General features: G+C 61.3%; 12 protein-coding genes. 2 read left to right on the forward strand and 10 right to left on the reverse strand.

The features are described 5' to 3' along the window. Positions 1–15 precede the first annotated feature (15 nt). The 7 genes from O1Q03_RS05420 to O1Q03_RS05450 form a co-directional block, all read right to left on the reverse strand. Positions 16–1,002 (reverse strand): aldose 1-epimerase, encoded by a 987-nt coding sequence (locus tag O1Q03_RS05420; RefSeq protein WP_269502026.1) that lies wholly within the window; start codon positions 1,000–1,002, stop codon positions 16–18. Between the two features lie 4 nt (positions 1,003–1,006). Next, complete coding sequence (locus tag O1Q03_RS05425) at positions 1,007–1,864, reverse strand: NAD-dependent epimerase/dehydratase family protein (protein ID WP_269502027.1); 858 nt, start codon at positions 1,862–1,864, stop codon at positions 1,007–1,009. Positions 1,865–1,971: 107 nt separating this feature from the next. Then, positions 1,972–4,098, reverse strand: a complete 2,127-nt coding sequence (locus tag O1Q03_RS05430) for a glycoside hydrolase family 31 protein (RefSeq protein WP_269502028.1) — start codon at positions 4,096–4,098, stop codon at positions 1,972–1,974. Further along, complete coding sequence (locus tag O1Q03_RS05435) at positions 4,095–5,144, reverse strand: ABC transporter ATP-binding protein (protein WP_269502029.1); 1,050 nt, start codon at positions 5,142–5,144, stop codon at positions 4,095–4,097. The genes O1Q03_RS05430 and O1Q03_RS05435 overlap by 4 nt, the downstream gene beginning before the upstream one ends. A gap of 20 nt (positions 5,145–5,164) precedes the next feature. Continuing rightward, positions 5,165–6,217, reverse strand: a complete 1,053-nt coding sequence (locus O1Q03_RS05440; protein WP_269502030.1) for a carbohydrate ABC transporter permease — start codon at positions 6,215–6,217, stop codon at positions 5,165–5,167. Next, positions 6,217–7,248: a carbohydrate ABC transporter permease gene (locus O1Q03_RS05445; RefSeq protein WP_269502031.1), complete on the reverse strand. Its 1,032-nt coding sequence runs from the start codon at positions 7,246–7,248 to the stop codon at positions 6,217–6,219. The genes O1Q03_RS05440 and O1Q03_RS05445 overlap by 1 nt, the downstream gene beginning before the upstream one ends. Positions 7,249–7,269: 21 nt before the next feature. Beyond that, entirely contained in the window at positions 7,270–8,562 is a 1,293-nt protein-coding gene (locus O1Q03_RS05450) for an ABC transporter substrate-binding protein (RefSeq protein WP_269502032.1), read from the reverse strand. A 455-nt stretch (positions 8,563–9,017) separates the two neighbouring features. Here O1Q03_RS05450 and O1Q03_RS05455 point away from each other — a divergent pair, with 455 nt between their 5' ends. Further along, entirely contained in the window at positions 9,018–10,292 is a 1,275-nt protein-coding gene (locus tag O1Q03_RS05455) for a glucarate dehydratase family protein (protein ID WP_269502033.1), read from the forward strand. 5 nt (positions 10,293–10,297) lie between these two features. Here O1Q03_RS05455 and O1Q03_RS05460 read toward each other — a convergent pair whose 3' ends face one another. Then, positions 10,298–11,002, reverse strand: a complete 705-nt coding sequence (locus tag O1Q03_RS05460; RefSeq protein ID WP_269502034.1) for a GntR family transcriptional regulator — start codon at positions 11,000–11,002, stop codon at positions 10,298–10,300. A 295-nt stretch (positions 11,003–11,297) separates the two neighbouring features. On the opposite strand from O1Q03_RS05460, the gene O1Q03_RS05465 reads away from it, so the two are divergent. Next, positions 11,298–12,467, forward strand: coding sequence for a porin (locus O1Q03_RS05465; RefSeq protein ID WP_269502035.1), 1,170 nt, complete (start codon positions 11,298–11,300; stop codon positions 12,465–12,467). 386 nt (positions 12,468–12,853) lie between these two features. Here O1Q03_RS05465 and O1Q03_RS05470 read toward each other — a convergent pair whose 3' ends face one another. After that, positions 12,854–13,084 (reverse strand): hypothetical protein, encoded by a 231-nt coding sequence (locus tag O1Q03_RS05470; protein WP_269502036.1) that lies wholly within the window; start codon positions 13,082–13,084, stop codon positions 12,854–12,856. Between the two features lie 561 nt (positions 13,085–13,645). After that, positions 13,646–14,776 (reverse strand): hybrid sensor histidine kinase/response regulator, encoded by a 1,131-nt coding sequence (locus O1Q03_RS05475; RefSeq protein WP_269502037.1) that lies wholly within the window; start codon positions 14,774–14,776, stop codon positions 13,646–13,648. Between the last annotated feature and the right edge of the window lie 25 nt (positions 14,777–14,801).

Genomic DNA, 14,801 nt, shown 5'->3' on the forward strand with positions numbered 1-14,801 from the left:
CCGCCGTCAGCGAGACTACCGGTCGCTGGGTCCAGGCGAACGAATCAGGAGCTGGACGCGGAAGCGATACTCGGCGCCCGGTGGCAATACACGGAGTCCCGTCCCCTGCCAGCCCTGCGCGGATAGATTGACAGCATCGGCAACATGCGAAACCGGCTCCAGACAAAAATAAGGACTGCCACCCGGCGCGTGCAGGATGAAATGATCGAGCGGATCGTCCGCCAATAGCGTCAGGCAGCAACCATTGTCGTACTGGACCGTGGTCTCGCGATGCCAGCCACTGTAGTAGACGCTCAAACCCTCGACCGGCAATGCACGGCCGCTGCTGAAGTCCTCGGCCGATGTGACCGGTGTGCGACGAATGGCCACCTCGCCCGCATCCACTGGCCATATATCGGTTGCGCTGAATTGGATACGGGCGCCTGGCATCCGGGAAAAATACGGATGGAACCCACCGCCCGCCGGCATCGCGCCGTCGCCTTCGTTGCGCAGGACGATCTCAGCCTCGAGCCCGTCGGGCGTGAGCGTCAAGGTCTGCTCTGCGAAGAACGGCCACGGCCAGCCGCCGACCACCGGCGTGTAGCGGAAATTGAGCGTAGCGGATGTTGCCGCCAACTTCTCGACGTGCCACGCCCGCGTGTGCCCGACGCCGTGCATCGCATGCGCCTGTCCCGCGTGTGGCGCAAGGCGAATCTCGCGCCCCTCCCACATGAAGCAGCCGTTGCGGATGCGGTTGGAAAACGGCAATAACGGATAGCAGCCAGCCTTGGGCCACAACTGATCGTTGAAGCCCTTCTGCAGGTATTCCTGTGGAATGGGCGCCAACCAGTCCGTGCGCACGCCCGCGCTGTCAATAGAGGCAAGCGACGCGATTCGGCCACCGGCAGACGGCGCAATGTCCATCGCCAAGGTGCCGCAACGTAGCGTATATACGGGACCAGGGGCCATCCAGGTGCCGTCCAGCCCCGAGCTGGATTCCATTTGCGGCAGCGGGTCGGGCATGCAATCAGTCTCCAAACGGCCCTTCCTTGACGAATGCTCCGCCCTGAAACCATCCTGCTGGGTCATCGATGGGCAATGCTGGAGCAGACTCCACCTTGGCACGGTATTGCTCGGAGCTCTGGGTCGGCGCAAAGCCCAACACCGCGGGCCGGTTGTCCCACCAGAGATCCCGATTGGCGGATACGCCGTAGACGATGGCATGGCCGACCCGCGGCACGAACAGCGCACGAACGATCAACTGCTCCAGGTCTTCATAGCCGAGCCAGGTGGAGAGCATGCGGCGATCCGCGGGTTCAGGATACGACGAGCCGATACGCAAACACACCGTTTCAATGCCATAGCGGTCGAAGTAGAAACGGGATAGTTGTTCGCCAAAGGCCTTGCTCACGCCGTAGTACCCATCCGGACGCAACGGCACGCGGGCGTCGATCACTTCGCCCTGCCTGTAGTAGCCGATGACGTGGTTCGAACTGGCGAAAACCACGCGGCGTACACCGTGCCGGCGCGCGGCCTCGTACAGGTGAAAAACGCCCTGTATATTGGCCGGCAGAATTTCTTCAAACGGGCGCTCCACCGACACCCCGCCCATGTGGACGATCGCATCGACGCCCTCGACCAGCGCATGCACGGCCGCGCCATCCGCCAGATCGCAGCGCACGACTTCTTCCTGCATCGCCGCAGCGCCAACATCCACGATATCCGATACGCGCACGATGTCGGCGTAACGCCTGAGGCGGTCGCGCAGCACCTTGCCGAGCTTGCCACCGGCGCCGGTCAGCAACAGACGATGACAATGTGCAGGAACTCCCGCGAGCGGGTCGTCGGAGGAGTCGGGTGTCGAGCGGTTCTGTGTTGAATTCATTTGTATCGGTGTTGTCTGCGATAAAACCAAACGTTCACACGCGTGGCCTGCGTGAACGACACCCTGACTGACCCGGTCGCGAGATTCCCGCAACCGGTTCAGGACACTCAGAAGCGACGAATCTCGACCACCGGGTCGTCGTGACGCGCCACCTCACCGGGTGCTGGCGCCGCACACGGGATGGATGCGCCCGCGCGCGCGAACACCGGAAGCTTGTCCAGCGGCGCGTCTACCGTATGCCACTGTCCGCTCGCAAACGCCGCACCGGTTTCGAAGTCGAACCAAGCTTGACCATCCGGGAGCGCAGGCAGGTAAACACGGCGCGTGACGGCACCAGGTTCGACGACAGGCGCAACGAGCAACGCTGTTCCCAACATGAATTCGTCGCAATCCTGCAGGCATTGAGCGTCTTCCGGGAAATCGTAGAAAGTCGGACGGATGATCGGCTCGTGGTGCGTACTGGCGCGTTCGAACAACGACCACATGTAGGGGATGAGTCGATAGCGCAGCTCGATGGCACGCGTAATCAACGGCGTGACCTCGGGATGCAACCACGGAACAGTCGTGATGCCGCCTTCCTTCCATGAGTTCATGATCATGCGCGGATTCAGACTGCAAGCCTGGGTCCATCGCAGGAGCAACTCGGGGTCCGGCACGGGTCCGTGGAAACCACCCACGTCATGGCCAATGTTGAACATGCCGGACAGGCTCATCTGCAATCCCGTGCGGATGTTCCAGCGCAGCGTGCGCCAGCTCGTGGTGTTGTCACCGGACCAGGTCTGCGCGTAGCGCTGGATACCCGGCATGCCGCTACGGGTGACCGTATATACCGGCTCGTCCGGGCGGTACGCCCGTTGCGCCTCGAACGTGGTACGCGTCATCAGCAGCGGGTGCAGGGCGCGAGCGCGATGCATGGGGATCGCTTGTCCAAAGCCGGCGCACTGCGCGTTTTCATCCTGGATCGCGTATTCGTTGTTGTCGTTCCAGCCAACGTCGATTCCGTAATCCAGCACCTGGCGTTTCAGGCCATCCTGCCACCAGCGAATCGCTTCTGGAGAAGTGAAATCCAGATGCGATCCCTGGCCATCCCAAAACGGCTCGATTACCGGCTCGCCGGTACGTGCATCCGTAATGAAAGCGTGATCGGCCTTGGCCTGGTCGTAGGCTGGATGGTCGTCCAACAGGCAGGGCTTGAGATTCGCGATGATTCTCATGCCATGGCGATGAAAGCGCTCGTTGAGCCCCTTCGGATCGGGAAACTTCTCGTTATTCCACGTGAATACATAACGACGCTTACCACGGCTGGAATATCCCGAGCCGTAGTGAAACGACGAAACGGGCACCCGATGCGCGACTGCCTCATCGATGAAGGCGGTCAGCTGAGCCTGGCCGTCGGGCGCATCCGTCAGCCCCATCGCTGTTTGCGCGAAGCCCAGCGTCCAGCGCGGCGGCAGGTATGTGCCGCCGATCAGCTTCACGAACTGCGCCGTGACTTCAGCGGGCGTTCTACCGACCATCAGGTAGTAGTCCAGATCGCCATCGTCGATTTCGACATAACGATAGAGGCCATGGTAGTTGTCCTGCTCGCAACCGAGGTCGAACGTGCAGGCGGCGAGCGTGTCGTAATAGATGCCGACCCACTGACCGTTCGCAGCACGGCTCATCACGAACGGCCAATGCTTGTATTGCGGATCGCCGCGCTCGGGGTCAACGCCTAATGAGTCGAACGCCATCGTGCGCAACCGACGGCCGTGCAAATTCAACGCACCGGTCTTGTCGCCCAGGCCGAAGAAATGTTCACCGACATCACGTGCCAGATAGTGCCGCACGAGGCCACCGCGCGACTGTCGCAGGTACGCGGTCGTTTCACGATCGCGGACAATCGGTGTTTCAACGCCGAACGCGTGCCATTGCAGCCGCAGCGGCGCGCTTTGCAGCGTCACGGCGAGATGCGCGGTGCCGAAACGGTTGGCCTCGGCCCACGTGGCCGGACGATCGAAGCCCGACAGATCGTCGCGCGAGCGGCCTTCCCACTGCACGTCGGTGCCGGGCGTGGGCGCGATGGCCCAGGTACGCGGTTCGCGCCAGTCCCCTGTCGGACGTAGCGACACGCGCGCCATCGTCTCGGACAGAAAGTGCACACTCAGCTCACCGCCGTCGTCGAGGCGGGCATGGGCCGTCTGAGCGCTAGGGTCGCCTTTAATTGACCAAGGTTCGGATTGCCAGGGTTTCATTGAGAGAAGGACTCCAGTTGGCTGTTGGACCGCGCGGCATTGCCGGCCGCGTCGAAGGTGTGAACGAGACCTGCCGGGGCTTGCAGCCATAAGGTCTGTCCCGGGGCGGGCGTTTGCTGCAACGTCAGCAGCGCTTCCACGCTGGTGCCGTCGGCGAGCTGTCCCATCATCAGCGTGTTCGCGCCCAGATATTCGGTGCTGCGCACCTGCACCGACAGACCCGTGCCTTGCGGGGCAAGCTCCAGGTGTTCAGGACGTACGCCCAGGATGTCGTCGGGCGCGCGCGCGACCACACCCAGACCGGCAGCGATGGCCGCGGGAATGAAGTTCATCCGCGGACTACCAATGAATCCGGCGACGAAGGTGTTACAGGGACGCTCGTAGAGCTCCTTCGGCGAGCCGATCTGCTCGACGCGGCCATCGCGCAGCACGACGATGCGATCGGCCATCGTCATCGCCTCGACCTGGTCGTGCGTGACATAAACCATGGTCGTGCGAAGGCGCTTGTGCAAATCACGCAACTCGGCGCGCATCGATACGCGCAACTCGGCATCGAGATTGGACAACGGCTCATCGAACAGGAAGATCTTCGGTTCGCGAACGATCGCGCGACCAATGGCCACGCGCTGGCGCTGGCCGCCCGAGAGCTGGGTGGGTTTGCGCTCGAGCAGCTTGTCGAGCCGCAAGATCGTTGCGGCCTGACGCACCCGCTCTTCGATCACATTGCGTTTGACGCCCGCATTTTCGAGCCCGAAAGCCATGTTCGCGTAGACGGTCATATGCGGATAGAGCGCGTACGACTGAAACACCATCGCACAGCCGCGGTCGGCTGCACCGATGTTGTTGACACGCTGGCCGCCGATGAGGATGTCGCCGCCCGTGGCGGTTTCGAGTCCGGCGATCAGCCGCAACAACGTCGACTTGCCGCAGCCGGACGGGCCGACGAAGACGACGAATTCGCCATCCTCGGCTTGCAAGCTGACTTGCCGGATGACATCCACGTTCTGGAAGGTTTTGGCGACGGATCGCAGTTCGAGGTTAGCCACGATAGAGATGTGCGATTGGGTTATTTGACGCCGGCACTGGCGATGCCGGTGGTGATATAGCGCTGCAGGAAGACGAAGATTGCCGTGACCGGCAGCAGCGTGATGACCGTCATGGCCAGCAGGTAATTCCACTGGGTGTTGAGTTCGCCGTTAAAGGAATTGAGCGCGAGCTGCAACGTGAAGGTATGCGACTTCGACAGCACGACGAGCGGCAGCAGAAAATCGTTCCAGCGCCACATGACCGAGAAGATCGCGAGCACCGCCAGCGCGGGCGCCGAAAGCGGCAGAATGATGCGCCAGTAGATGCGCCACTCGCTCGCGTGATCCATGCGTGCCGCCTCGATCAGTTCGTCTGGAATGGTCAGCATGTACTGACGCAACAGGAACACACCGGTCGGCGTGGCCACGGTCGGCAAGATCACGCCCCACAGCGAATTGAGCAAGCCCGCCGAGTTGATGACGAGGAAAACCGGAATCAGGATGATGGTCGGCGGGATCATCAGCGTGGCGATGATCAACAAGAACACCGCTTTCTGACCGCTAAAGCGGTACTTCGACAGCGCGAATGCCGCCATCGAGTTGACCAGAAGCGTGAGCAGCGTCGCCACCACCGTGATGAACAGGCTGTTCCAGAAATACTGGCCGAAGTCGAATTTGGCAAATAGCTCCGTATAGTTGCCCACGGCCCAACCGACATGCTGGACGGGCACGCGGTTCTTGACGTTCACCTGTTGCGTATGGTCGGGGTGCGCCGGGTCGACCATCGTGGCCATGATGCCGATGCGGCTGACCTGCGCCATTTCATGCGGGCGGCCCTGTTCGTCGCGTACGGTGAAAAGCGGCAGCGGCTTGTCGTGACCCGCGACGCGCACGGTCGTCTGCGTGTAAGGCAGGAAAGTAGGCGGAAACTGACCGATCGACGCTTCGGTCTTGAACGACGACATCACAAGCCACAGCACCGGACCGAACATGACGAAGAGCCCGACAACCAGATAGGTGTAGCTCAGCACGTCGGTCCAGTGCAGGGACTTGCGGTCACGAGTGCGGGTGAAGAACTGGAGAACGGCGGACATTAGCGCACCTTTTGTCCGGCCTCGGAGGCGCGGGTCAGTTTGAGTTGCATGAGAGTCAACACGATCAGCAGGGCCGCGAGAGACAGCGATGCGGCAGCCGCCAGTCCGTACAGGTGGATCTGCTCGGCGAAGCCTTTTTCATAGATGTACTGAACGATGAACGTCGTCGCTGATCCCGGCCCGCCACCCGTGAGCACGAATACCTCGTCGAACATCTGGACGCCCCTGATCATTGCCAGCACCAGCACGACGATGAAATTGGGCATCAGCAAGGGCAGCGTGATACGCATGAGTACGCGCCACGGCGAGGCCCGGTCCATTTCGGCGGCTTCGTACAAATCACGCGGGATCGCTTGCAGGCCGGCCAGCAGGATCAGCGTGTAGAAACCCATGTGTGCCCAGATCGACACGCAGATGGTCCAGAAGAAAGCCCAACCGCCATCGGTCAACCAGTCCACGGGCTGTCCACCGACGCCGACGAGTACGGCGTTGAATACGCCCTGGCTTTGCAGCAGCCATCTCCAGATGAGTGCCACGACCACCGGCGACAGCAGCACCGGGTAAAAGAACACGCCGCGCCAGAATCCGCGCCCGACGATCTTGCGATTGAGCACCAGCGCGGTGAGCAACGAGAAGGTCACCATCAGCGCGACCTGGAAGACGGTAAATTTGAGCGTGTTGGTGATCGCGCGCCAGAAGACGTCTTCACGGCAGCTCTGGATATCGAGGTAGTTGCTGCACTCGTAGAGACGCAGGAAGTTTTCGGCACCCGTAAACGGCCGCTGCGACGGCAGCAGTTCGACCCCACCGGTTACCGAATAGACAACGTTGAGTACGATTGGCAGGAACGTAAAGATACCGAAGAGCAGCAGGTTGGGCGCAACGAACAGCCAGCCCAGTTTCGACAGTCCCAGCGAGCGCTGGCACAGGCGAAACGGCAGCTCCAACAGATTGAAGAACCAGGCGAAGTATTTCACGGCATCGAAGGTGAGGTAGATGAATCGTGATGCCGTTCCACGATGAGCGTCCATCGTGGAACGGCCAGGCAACACTTACTTCTGGGCCTGCTGGACAGAACCCTTCATGTCGGCCGCGATCTTGGCGACCGCGTCGTCGACGCTCAGCTCGCCGACAATCGCCTGGGTGACGCGGGAGACGGTGGGCATCTGAAGCGCGCGACTGAATTTATAGCCCTGCAAGCGGTAAGCCACCGGCGAGAGGCTGCCCACGTTCGCGGTGAACACCTTCAGTGCGGCGCGGGCCGCCGGCGATGCGTTGGGATAATCGACACCCTTTGCAGCCAGCCCCGTGGACGCCGGGATGTTGCCGCTGCGGCTGATGAACTCCGCATAAACCGGCGCGGACGCCATATAGTCGAGGAACGCAGCCGTTTCCTTGGGCGACTTCGACGTCTTCAGCGCAACCCAGGCCGCGCCGCCGGGCATGCCGGAGCACGCGGCCGGGCCACACGGGTTCGGTACCGCGATCCAGTCGAACTTGTTGTCGACCTCCTTTTGCAACCGGCTGATCTGCCAGGAGCCGGATAGCGCCATGACCACGTTGCCATTGGCGAACTCCCCGATCGTATCCGCGTAACTCGATCCGCCCGAACCAATCCAGGCATCCCGCAACATGGTGCCGTCCTTGTTCCACGCGACGAATTTGGCGATCGTATTGCGATATCCGGCATCGAGCACAAGGTTATCTTGCGCATCGAAGATCGCGGCGCCATTGCTGATAGCGGGCCCGGCAAAACGGTGGCCGGAGCGATCCCACGCCATCGCGGCTTTGGTCTCGGTCGCCTTGGCTACCCGGCGCGTTGCGTCTGCCCACTGGTCCCAGCTGGCCTTGGGGCCGGGCAGCGGGATCTTGGCCTGCTCGAAAAGTGTCCTGTTGACGAATGGCCCGGTGACCGTCAGTTGAGACATGAAGCCATAGAGCCCATTGCTCTTCGCACTGGGGCGCAGCCAGGCGGCCGTGGTGCCGAAGTTGGTATCCCAGTAGCTCCGATCCTTGATGTAGGGGGAGATGTCGAGGTAGTACTTCGACAACCCACCCAGATCGGTAACACGGGCGATGTCGGGCCCGTGGCCAGCAGCCAGTTGCACCGGCAACTGCTCCATGACCGTCTTGAACGGCACCGTGTCGACGATGACCTTGATGCCGGGATGCTGTGTTTCGAAGCGTTGCGCGAATGCTTTGGTCAGATCGCATTCGTTGCCGTCCTGATAGCACATGACGCGAACCTCTGCGCCGAAAGTCGCCGTCGAACCGGCAACAAGGACAGCCATCAGGGCGATACGGAGGGTGCGCTCAACGGTTGCCACGGTGTCTCCTTTTTTCATGATTTGCTGCTTTAGCGGTAGATGCCGAAGCATGGCGACACCGCTGAACTGGGGCGCCCATTATCAGTCATCGTACCATATAGAACTGCGGCTATAATTAGGGAAAACTCGATAATTTCCTGCAAATTCGCCTATATTCACGCCTCATCATTCATACGACTGTGCGGCTTGTGCGCGATACTGTCGTACGACGACGCACGAGGACCTTGCCGACGGCATCGCGCTAGCGCCCGATGTCATGCTCTCCGCTCGACATCCGGTCGCGACCCAAAATTCGCCCCACGCGCCAACCACCGACCCGCCTTACCCGCCCTCGCAATACCGCGACAACCATATCCGTTATTGCTTCAAGCACGATGCGCCAGCATCCCATCGAGAGCGGGTACGGCACTGCTCGTTGACCAGCTAATATCTTAGTGCTTTAATGTTCCGAGTGTAACAGCAATCGAGAGATCATGAAAATCATTCGTGTCACCGTGACCCCCATCGCATTCAAAGACGCACCGTTGCTCAACGCGGCCGGAATCCACGAGCCCTATGCGCTGCGCTCCATCATCGAGATCGAGACGGACTCAGGTCACATCGGTCTCGGCGAGAGCTACGGCGACGCACCGGCGCTCGCGGTGCTCGATGTGGTAAAGAACGAGCTGATCGGCCTCGATCCCTTTCACCTGAACCGCCTGCGCGAGATCGTCGTCGGCGTCGTGGCTCGCATGTCGCCTGCAAGTGCGGCCGGCGCGGAGCTCGCGCCGGGCTCACATGCCAGCAAGGCGGTCAGCAACGCTTACTCCGCGTTTGAGGTTGCCTGCCTCGATGCGCAAGCGCGTTACCTCAACGCGCCGCTCGTCGACCTGCTAGGTGGAGCGGTGCGACAGGAGGTGCCGTTCAGCGCATATCTGTTCTTCAAGTATGCCGAGCACATCGACAGCCCATACGCCCCGGATACGTGGGGCGAGGCCATCAGCGAGGAACAAATCGTCGAACAGGCGCGGCGCATGATCGACAACTACGGTTTTCAGAGCATCAAGCTGAAGGCTGGCGCGCTGGAGCCGGAGCATGAAGTCGCGTGTATCAAGGCACTGAAGGCCGCATTTCCGGGCGTCCCGCTGCGGATCGACCCGAACGGCAACTGGTCGCTCGCTACCGCGCTACGGATGGCCGATCTGTTGGGCGACGATCTGCAGTACTACGAAGATCCGACGCCGGACCTCGTCGGCATGGCGGAACTGCATCGCCGAACGGGGATGCCGCTCGCGACCAACATGGTCGTCACCGATTTCGACGAATTCCGCCGTAGCGTCGCACTGAACAGCGTCCAGATCGTGCTCGCCGACCATCACTACTGGGGCGGACTGCGCGCCACCCAGCAGCTCGCCCGCATGTGCGACACATTCGGGATCGGCGTATCGATGCATTCGAACTCGCATCTGGGAATCAGCCTGATGGCGATGACTCACGTCGCAGCGTCGGTCGAGAACCTGTCGTACGCGTGCGATACGCACTATCCGTGGCAAGAACCGAACGAGGAGGTCATCAAGGGCGGCAAGGTGCCGATCCGCGGCGGTTGCGTGCAGCTGACCGATGCACCGGGGCTCGGACTCGAGATCGACCGCGACCAGCTCGGCACGCTCCACGAGTTGTACCAAACCTGCGGGATCCGGCAACGCGACGATGTCGGCCAGATGCGCAAGTACCGGCCGGACTGGCGGAACGTGAAACCGCGCTATTGAGCGCGTCAGTGATCGGTCAGGAAAGTCGGATGGGTGGCGCGGATCTGATCGATCTGATGGAGCGTGCCGGACAGATGCTTGCGTACCGCAGCCTGCGCAGCATCGGGATCACCTTTTTCGATTGCCAACAAAATCTCCGTGTGATCACGGACGACAGCCTTCGTCTTGCCCTCCACCGGTAGGTGCAAACGACGAAGGCGATCGATATGCCCGCTCAAACGCCGCACCAGACTCCACAGCTGCGGCACGTTCGCCGCCTCGTACATCTGCCGGTGAAACGTCTTGTCCGCGAGATCGAACGCCTCGTAGCGAGCCAGATCGCTCAATCTCTCCTGTTCAGCGAGCGTCGCACGAAGCCGCTCAACCAGATCGGCTTCGTGTTGTTCCGCGAGCGTGCGAACGACTTCCAGCTCGATCGAGCGGCGCAAAAATAACGCCTGCTGCGCGGAAGCGACGCTGATCCGGCTGACCACGGTCGCGTGCTGCGGAAAGATATCCACCAACCCCTCCTCTCCCAGCTTGGTCAACGCGTCCCGGACGGGTGTCTGACTTAACCCATACTGGGCCGCCAATTCAGTGCGCGACAGTATCGTGCCCGGGGCCAGCTCAAGGGAAATGATCATTTCTCGCAGCCGTTCGAACACCTGCGGCGCGGCGTGGCGCGTCCGATCCAGGGGGGCAAATGTGGGGGAGACGTTGCTGGACTTCATGTGTGACAGAGATCGACAGGACAGGGCAGATTCTACCGGGTAGCCTCTCACTAAGATACTAGTACCCGAACGCACATCAGCTACGGCAGGTCGGATTCGATACACGGCTAGGTATTTCCCCCGAAACACACTAATACATTAGTGCCCTATGATTCGATTGCGGCCCTGGCTCAAGCCTGTGGTTTGGTCGCGGAACATTGGGGCATGAACGTCGGGCTGGCATGACGTGTATGCGCTCCATCGATGAACGGTCGCAGAATTAATTAATACCCCGAAATATTCTAGGAGAGCACGGGTGAGGAGACTTCGCTATGCGCACGGCGGCGCCACATTGATTGCGAGTTGTATTTCGCTCTTTGCACACGCACAGAGCAGCGTCACGCTGTTTGGCGTCGTGGACAACGGTATCGGCTATACGAGCAACCAGAAAGGCCACTCGAACATTCAGATCCGCGGCGGTCAACTCAATGCCGACAAGTTCGGTTTGCAGGGCAAGGAGGATATCGGCGGCGGAACCGCCGTGATCTTCAAGCTCGAGCAAGGATATGACATCAATACCGGGGCACAAGCCGTCAGCGGGCTCGCATTCAACCGCCAGGCGAACGTCGGCATCACGAACGATCGCTACGGCACATTGTCGGCAGGCCGGCAATATACCCCGTACTTCTTCCTCCTGGGGCCGATGGCCCCGGCGGCCTACCTGTCGGGGTCGGCCGCTCATCCCGGCGACATCACCAACCTCGACGCCGACTTTCGCGTGAACAACTCGGTGTCCTACATGTCGCCCACGTGGTCGGGTTTCGCGTTCGGTGCCATGTACGCCTTCGGCGGCACACCAGGCAGCGTTTCGAGCGGCAATACGTTCGATGCCGCGGTCAAGTATGCGAATGGCCCGTTCAGCGCCGGCGTAGGCTACCACCGCATGAAGAATGCGACTGGAACCACCAATGCGTGGGCAGGCACAAGCAGCTTGCCGACGTCGGCGATCAATACCGGATACGTGTCCGCCGACACGGTCCAAATCATCGGCGTCGCCGCGCAGTACAGCACCGGCAACGTGAATGTCGGCGCAAACTACGCGAACGTCCAGTATCGGCCCAACGGATCATCCTCATTCACCAGTACAGCAACGTTCAACGTCGCCGGCACATACGTCAATTGGCTGGTGAGACCTGACATATCGCTGAACGCTGCGTACTCCTATACCGCTGCGCGAGCGGCAAACAACATCACCGACCCGGCACGTTACCACCAGATCTCGGCAACCGAGCTGTACCTGCTGTCGAAAAGAACCGCCATTTACTTCGTTCAGAGTTATCAAGTGGCAACCGGCAAAACGCTGGGCTCGGGTGGTATCACGAACCCCATCAGCGCGGTCGCGTCCGTCGGCGATGCGCAAAATGGTGCACCGTCTTCGAACGGACATCAGTTCCTTGCGATACTCGGCATCCGGTCATTTTTTTGACGGGGAATTCTGGAAATGTGGTGAGCCAGGCGTCGAGTCGATGACTTGAACGGGGCGGAAAACAATTGCCTCCGTCTTGTCATCGGCCTTGCGCCAGTGCTCCCGCATTAGCGCCTTCTGGCTGTCTGTATAGTAGATCCGCCGTCTCTGCCTCATTGCAACACGCGTCACTGCCGTGTAACTTCAGCGTGTTGCATCGACGGGTTGAATCCGCACCTTAAAGCTGCCGGTGACGGCGGAGTGGGTCGAATCGCCGCCGTCCATCATTACCTTTGAGCAGCACGCGCTGATCGTGAAGCGTTCAACGGGGATAAACAGAAGACGCGCGACCAGAACCGGTCGCGCGGCAAAAGCAGACGGGAATGAATAATCGCCGAAGAAAAACGTTACGATCCGCCGCCGGCCAGAATCTGCTCGACGGCCATCGAGCGCGCCGCTTCTTCGGCCTCTTCAGGGGTGTCGAACACGCTGTCCGACACGTGGACCAGATGCCATTCGGGTCTGTCGGAAGCGTCGCGGAAAATGCGGAAGCGCGCGCAATAGCCGCGCGGTGTGACCGGGACCACGTCGATTTCGACGGATGCGCCTTCTATCTGATGTCTGACGAAGCCGTCCATGCTGCCCTCCTGACGCCACCGTTGAACGCAGAAATCCTAGCATGACGGGTTCGATACGGCGGGTGCATTGCAGCATGCGGGGGTCGCCTTCAGCGGCCTTCCAGGACAACGCCAGGCTGCGCAACAGGTGCCGTTGGCACGGCACCGCCTGAATTATTCGGTCGACTCGTCCTCGCGGACGGCTCTTCGCGTCGCGCAACGTGGCGTCGGCGAGACGCCCCAATGGCACGTTCCGCGCGCTGCTGTAACCGGGACAGTGGGTCCCTCGCCCAAGGCGGGCGTGGTGAATGGCCGCGGCCAGGCAGGCATGACCGGCTCTTGTCGACCCATCGCCGACGTTCAACGACGCTCGCTTCTACGTCAGCAATTTGTCGGTTTGCAGACGTCTGCGGGAGCGAGCCTCGGCGCAATCGCCTCCGGCACATGCGTGGCCTGCTGTCCGTTCCTGAAGCGGAACGCCCACCGAACTGAACTGACCGACGTTGCGGCCTGCCGGTGGCACTGGTACCGCAGCGGGGTCCGCATTTTCTGCAATGACCCTCTTGAACCCGTGGCGCCCAACTAGCTGAACCGGAGGATCGTCATGGTGGCAGCAAGGCCTGGCTCGTTGTCAGCGAACGCCAAAAAACCATGGTGCAGCGTCGCCACCGCTTTGACGAGCGCGAGCCCGAGTCCGACGCCAGGGGTCCCCCGGCTGCGGTCGCCGCGATAGAACCGCTCTGTCACCTTGGACCGTTCGGCGAACGGGATACCGGGCCCGTCATCCGACACCGTGACGTCGATACGATCGTCACGCTCACACAACGACACCTCGACCTCGCCGTCGTCCTGCGCGTACTTCAGCGCGTTGTCGATCAGATTACCGATCGCTTGCGCGAGCAGCAACGGGTCGACGTCGGCCAGCACCGCCGTTTCCGAACATAGCAACAGCGTCAGCGAAATGCCGCGCAACTCCGCGACGGGCTGATAGAACTCGACGGCATCCGACAGGATGGTCACGACGTCACTTTTGACAAAACCCGAACGCCGCACGCCCGCATCGATCTCGGCGAGACGAAGCAGCGCATTGAAAATGCCGATCACGCGGTCCACGTCGGCTATCGCCACTTCGAGCTGGCCCAGCGTGTCTTCGTCGCCCTTCTTGCGCAGCCCGAGCAACAGCACCTCGAGTCTCGAACGCAGCTCGGTAAGCGGCGTGCGCAGATCGTGCGCAATCGCGTTCGACACATTGCGAACGCCGTCCAGCACTTCGATCAACGCGTCCTGCGCCTGGATGCGCGTCCTGATCTCTTCTTCGAGCCTCGCGTTCTGTTCCTGCTGCAAGCGTTGCAATGCATGCAGCTTCAGATGCATCTGCACGCGCACGGCCACTTCTTCCATTTGCAGCGGCTTGGTCACGAAGTCCATCGCGCCGACGCGGAAACCCGTGATCTTGTCCTCGGTCTGCGTCAGCGAGGTCATGAAAATCACGGGGATATCCCGCGTGACGGGATTGTCCTTGAGCGCGCGGCAGGTCTGGAAACCATCGATGCCGGGCATCACCACGTCGAGCAGGATCAGGTCGGGCTTGACCAGTTCGGCGCGGCGCAGCGCCTCGTGGCCGTCGCGCGCGACGGCCACGCTCAGCCCTTCGGCTTCCAGCGTATCGACGACGAGCGCCAGATTCGCCGCCGTGTCGTCGACCACGAGCACGACGGGCGCGTCTTTGTTGTGCTCT

Origin of the sequence: Burkholderia sp. IMCC1007, from assembly GCF_027257875.1 — a bacterium.
GTDB lineage: Bacteria > Pseudomonadota > Gammaproteobacteria > Burkholderiales > Burkholderiaceae > Burkholderia.

Excerpts from the sequence above, each read along its gene's own strand:
- O1Q03_RS05445 (WP_269502031.1), bottom strand. The coding sequence starts at position 7,248 with ATGGACGCTCATCGTGGAACGGCATCACGATTCATCTACCTCACCTTC.
- O1Q03_RS05430 (WP_269502028.1), bottom strand. The coding sequence starts at position 4,098 with ATGAAACCCTGGCAATCCGAACCTTGGTCAATTAAAGGCGACCCTAGC.
- O1Q03_RS05420 (WP_269502026.1), bottom strand. The coding sequence starts at position 1,002 with ATGCCCGACCCGCTGCCGCAAATGGAATCCAGCTCGGGGCTGGACGGC.
- O1Q03_RS05460 (WP_269502034.1), bottom strand. The coding sequence starts at position 11,002 with ATGAAGTCCAGCAACGTCTCCCCCACATTTGCCCCCCTGGATCGGACG.
- O1Q03_RS05470 (WP_269502036.1), bottom strand. The coding sequence starts at position 13,084 with ATGGACGGCTTCGTCAGACATCAGATAGAAGGCGCATCCGTCGAAATC.
- O1Q03_RS05455 (WP_269502033.1), top strand. The coding sequence starts at position 9,018 with ATGAAAATCATTCGTGTCACCGTGACCCCCATCGCATTCAAAGACGCA.
- O1Q03_RS05425 (WP_269502027.1), bottom strand. The coding sequence starts at position 1,864 with ATGAATTCAACACAGAACCGCTCGACACCCGACTCCTCCGACGACCCG.
- O1Q03_RS05450 (WP_269502032.1), bottom strand. The coding sequence starts at position 8,562 with ATGAAAAAAGGAGACACCGTGGCAACCGTTGAGCGCACCCTCCGTATC.
- O1Q03_RS05440 (WP_269502030.1), bottom strand. The coding sequence starts at position 6,217 with ATGTCCGCCGTTCTCCAGTTCTTCACCCGCACTCGTGACCGCAAGTCC.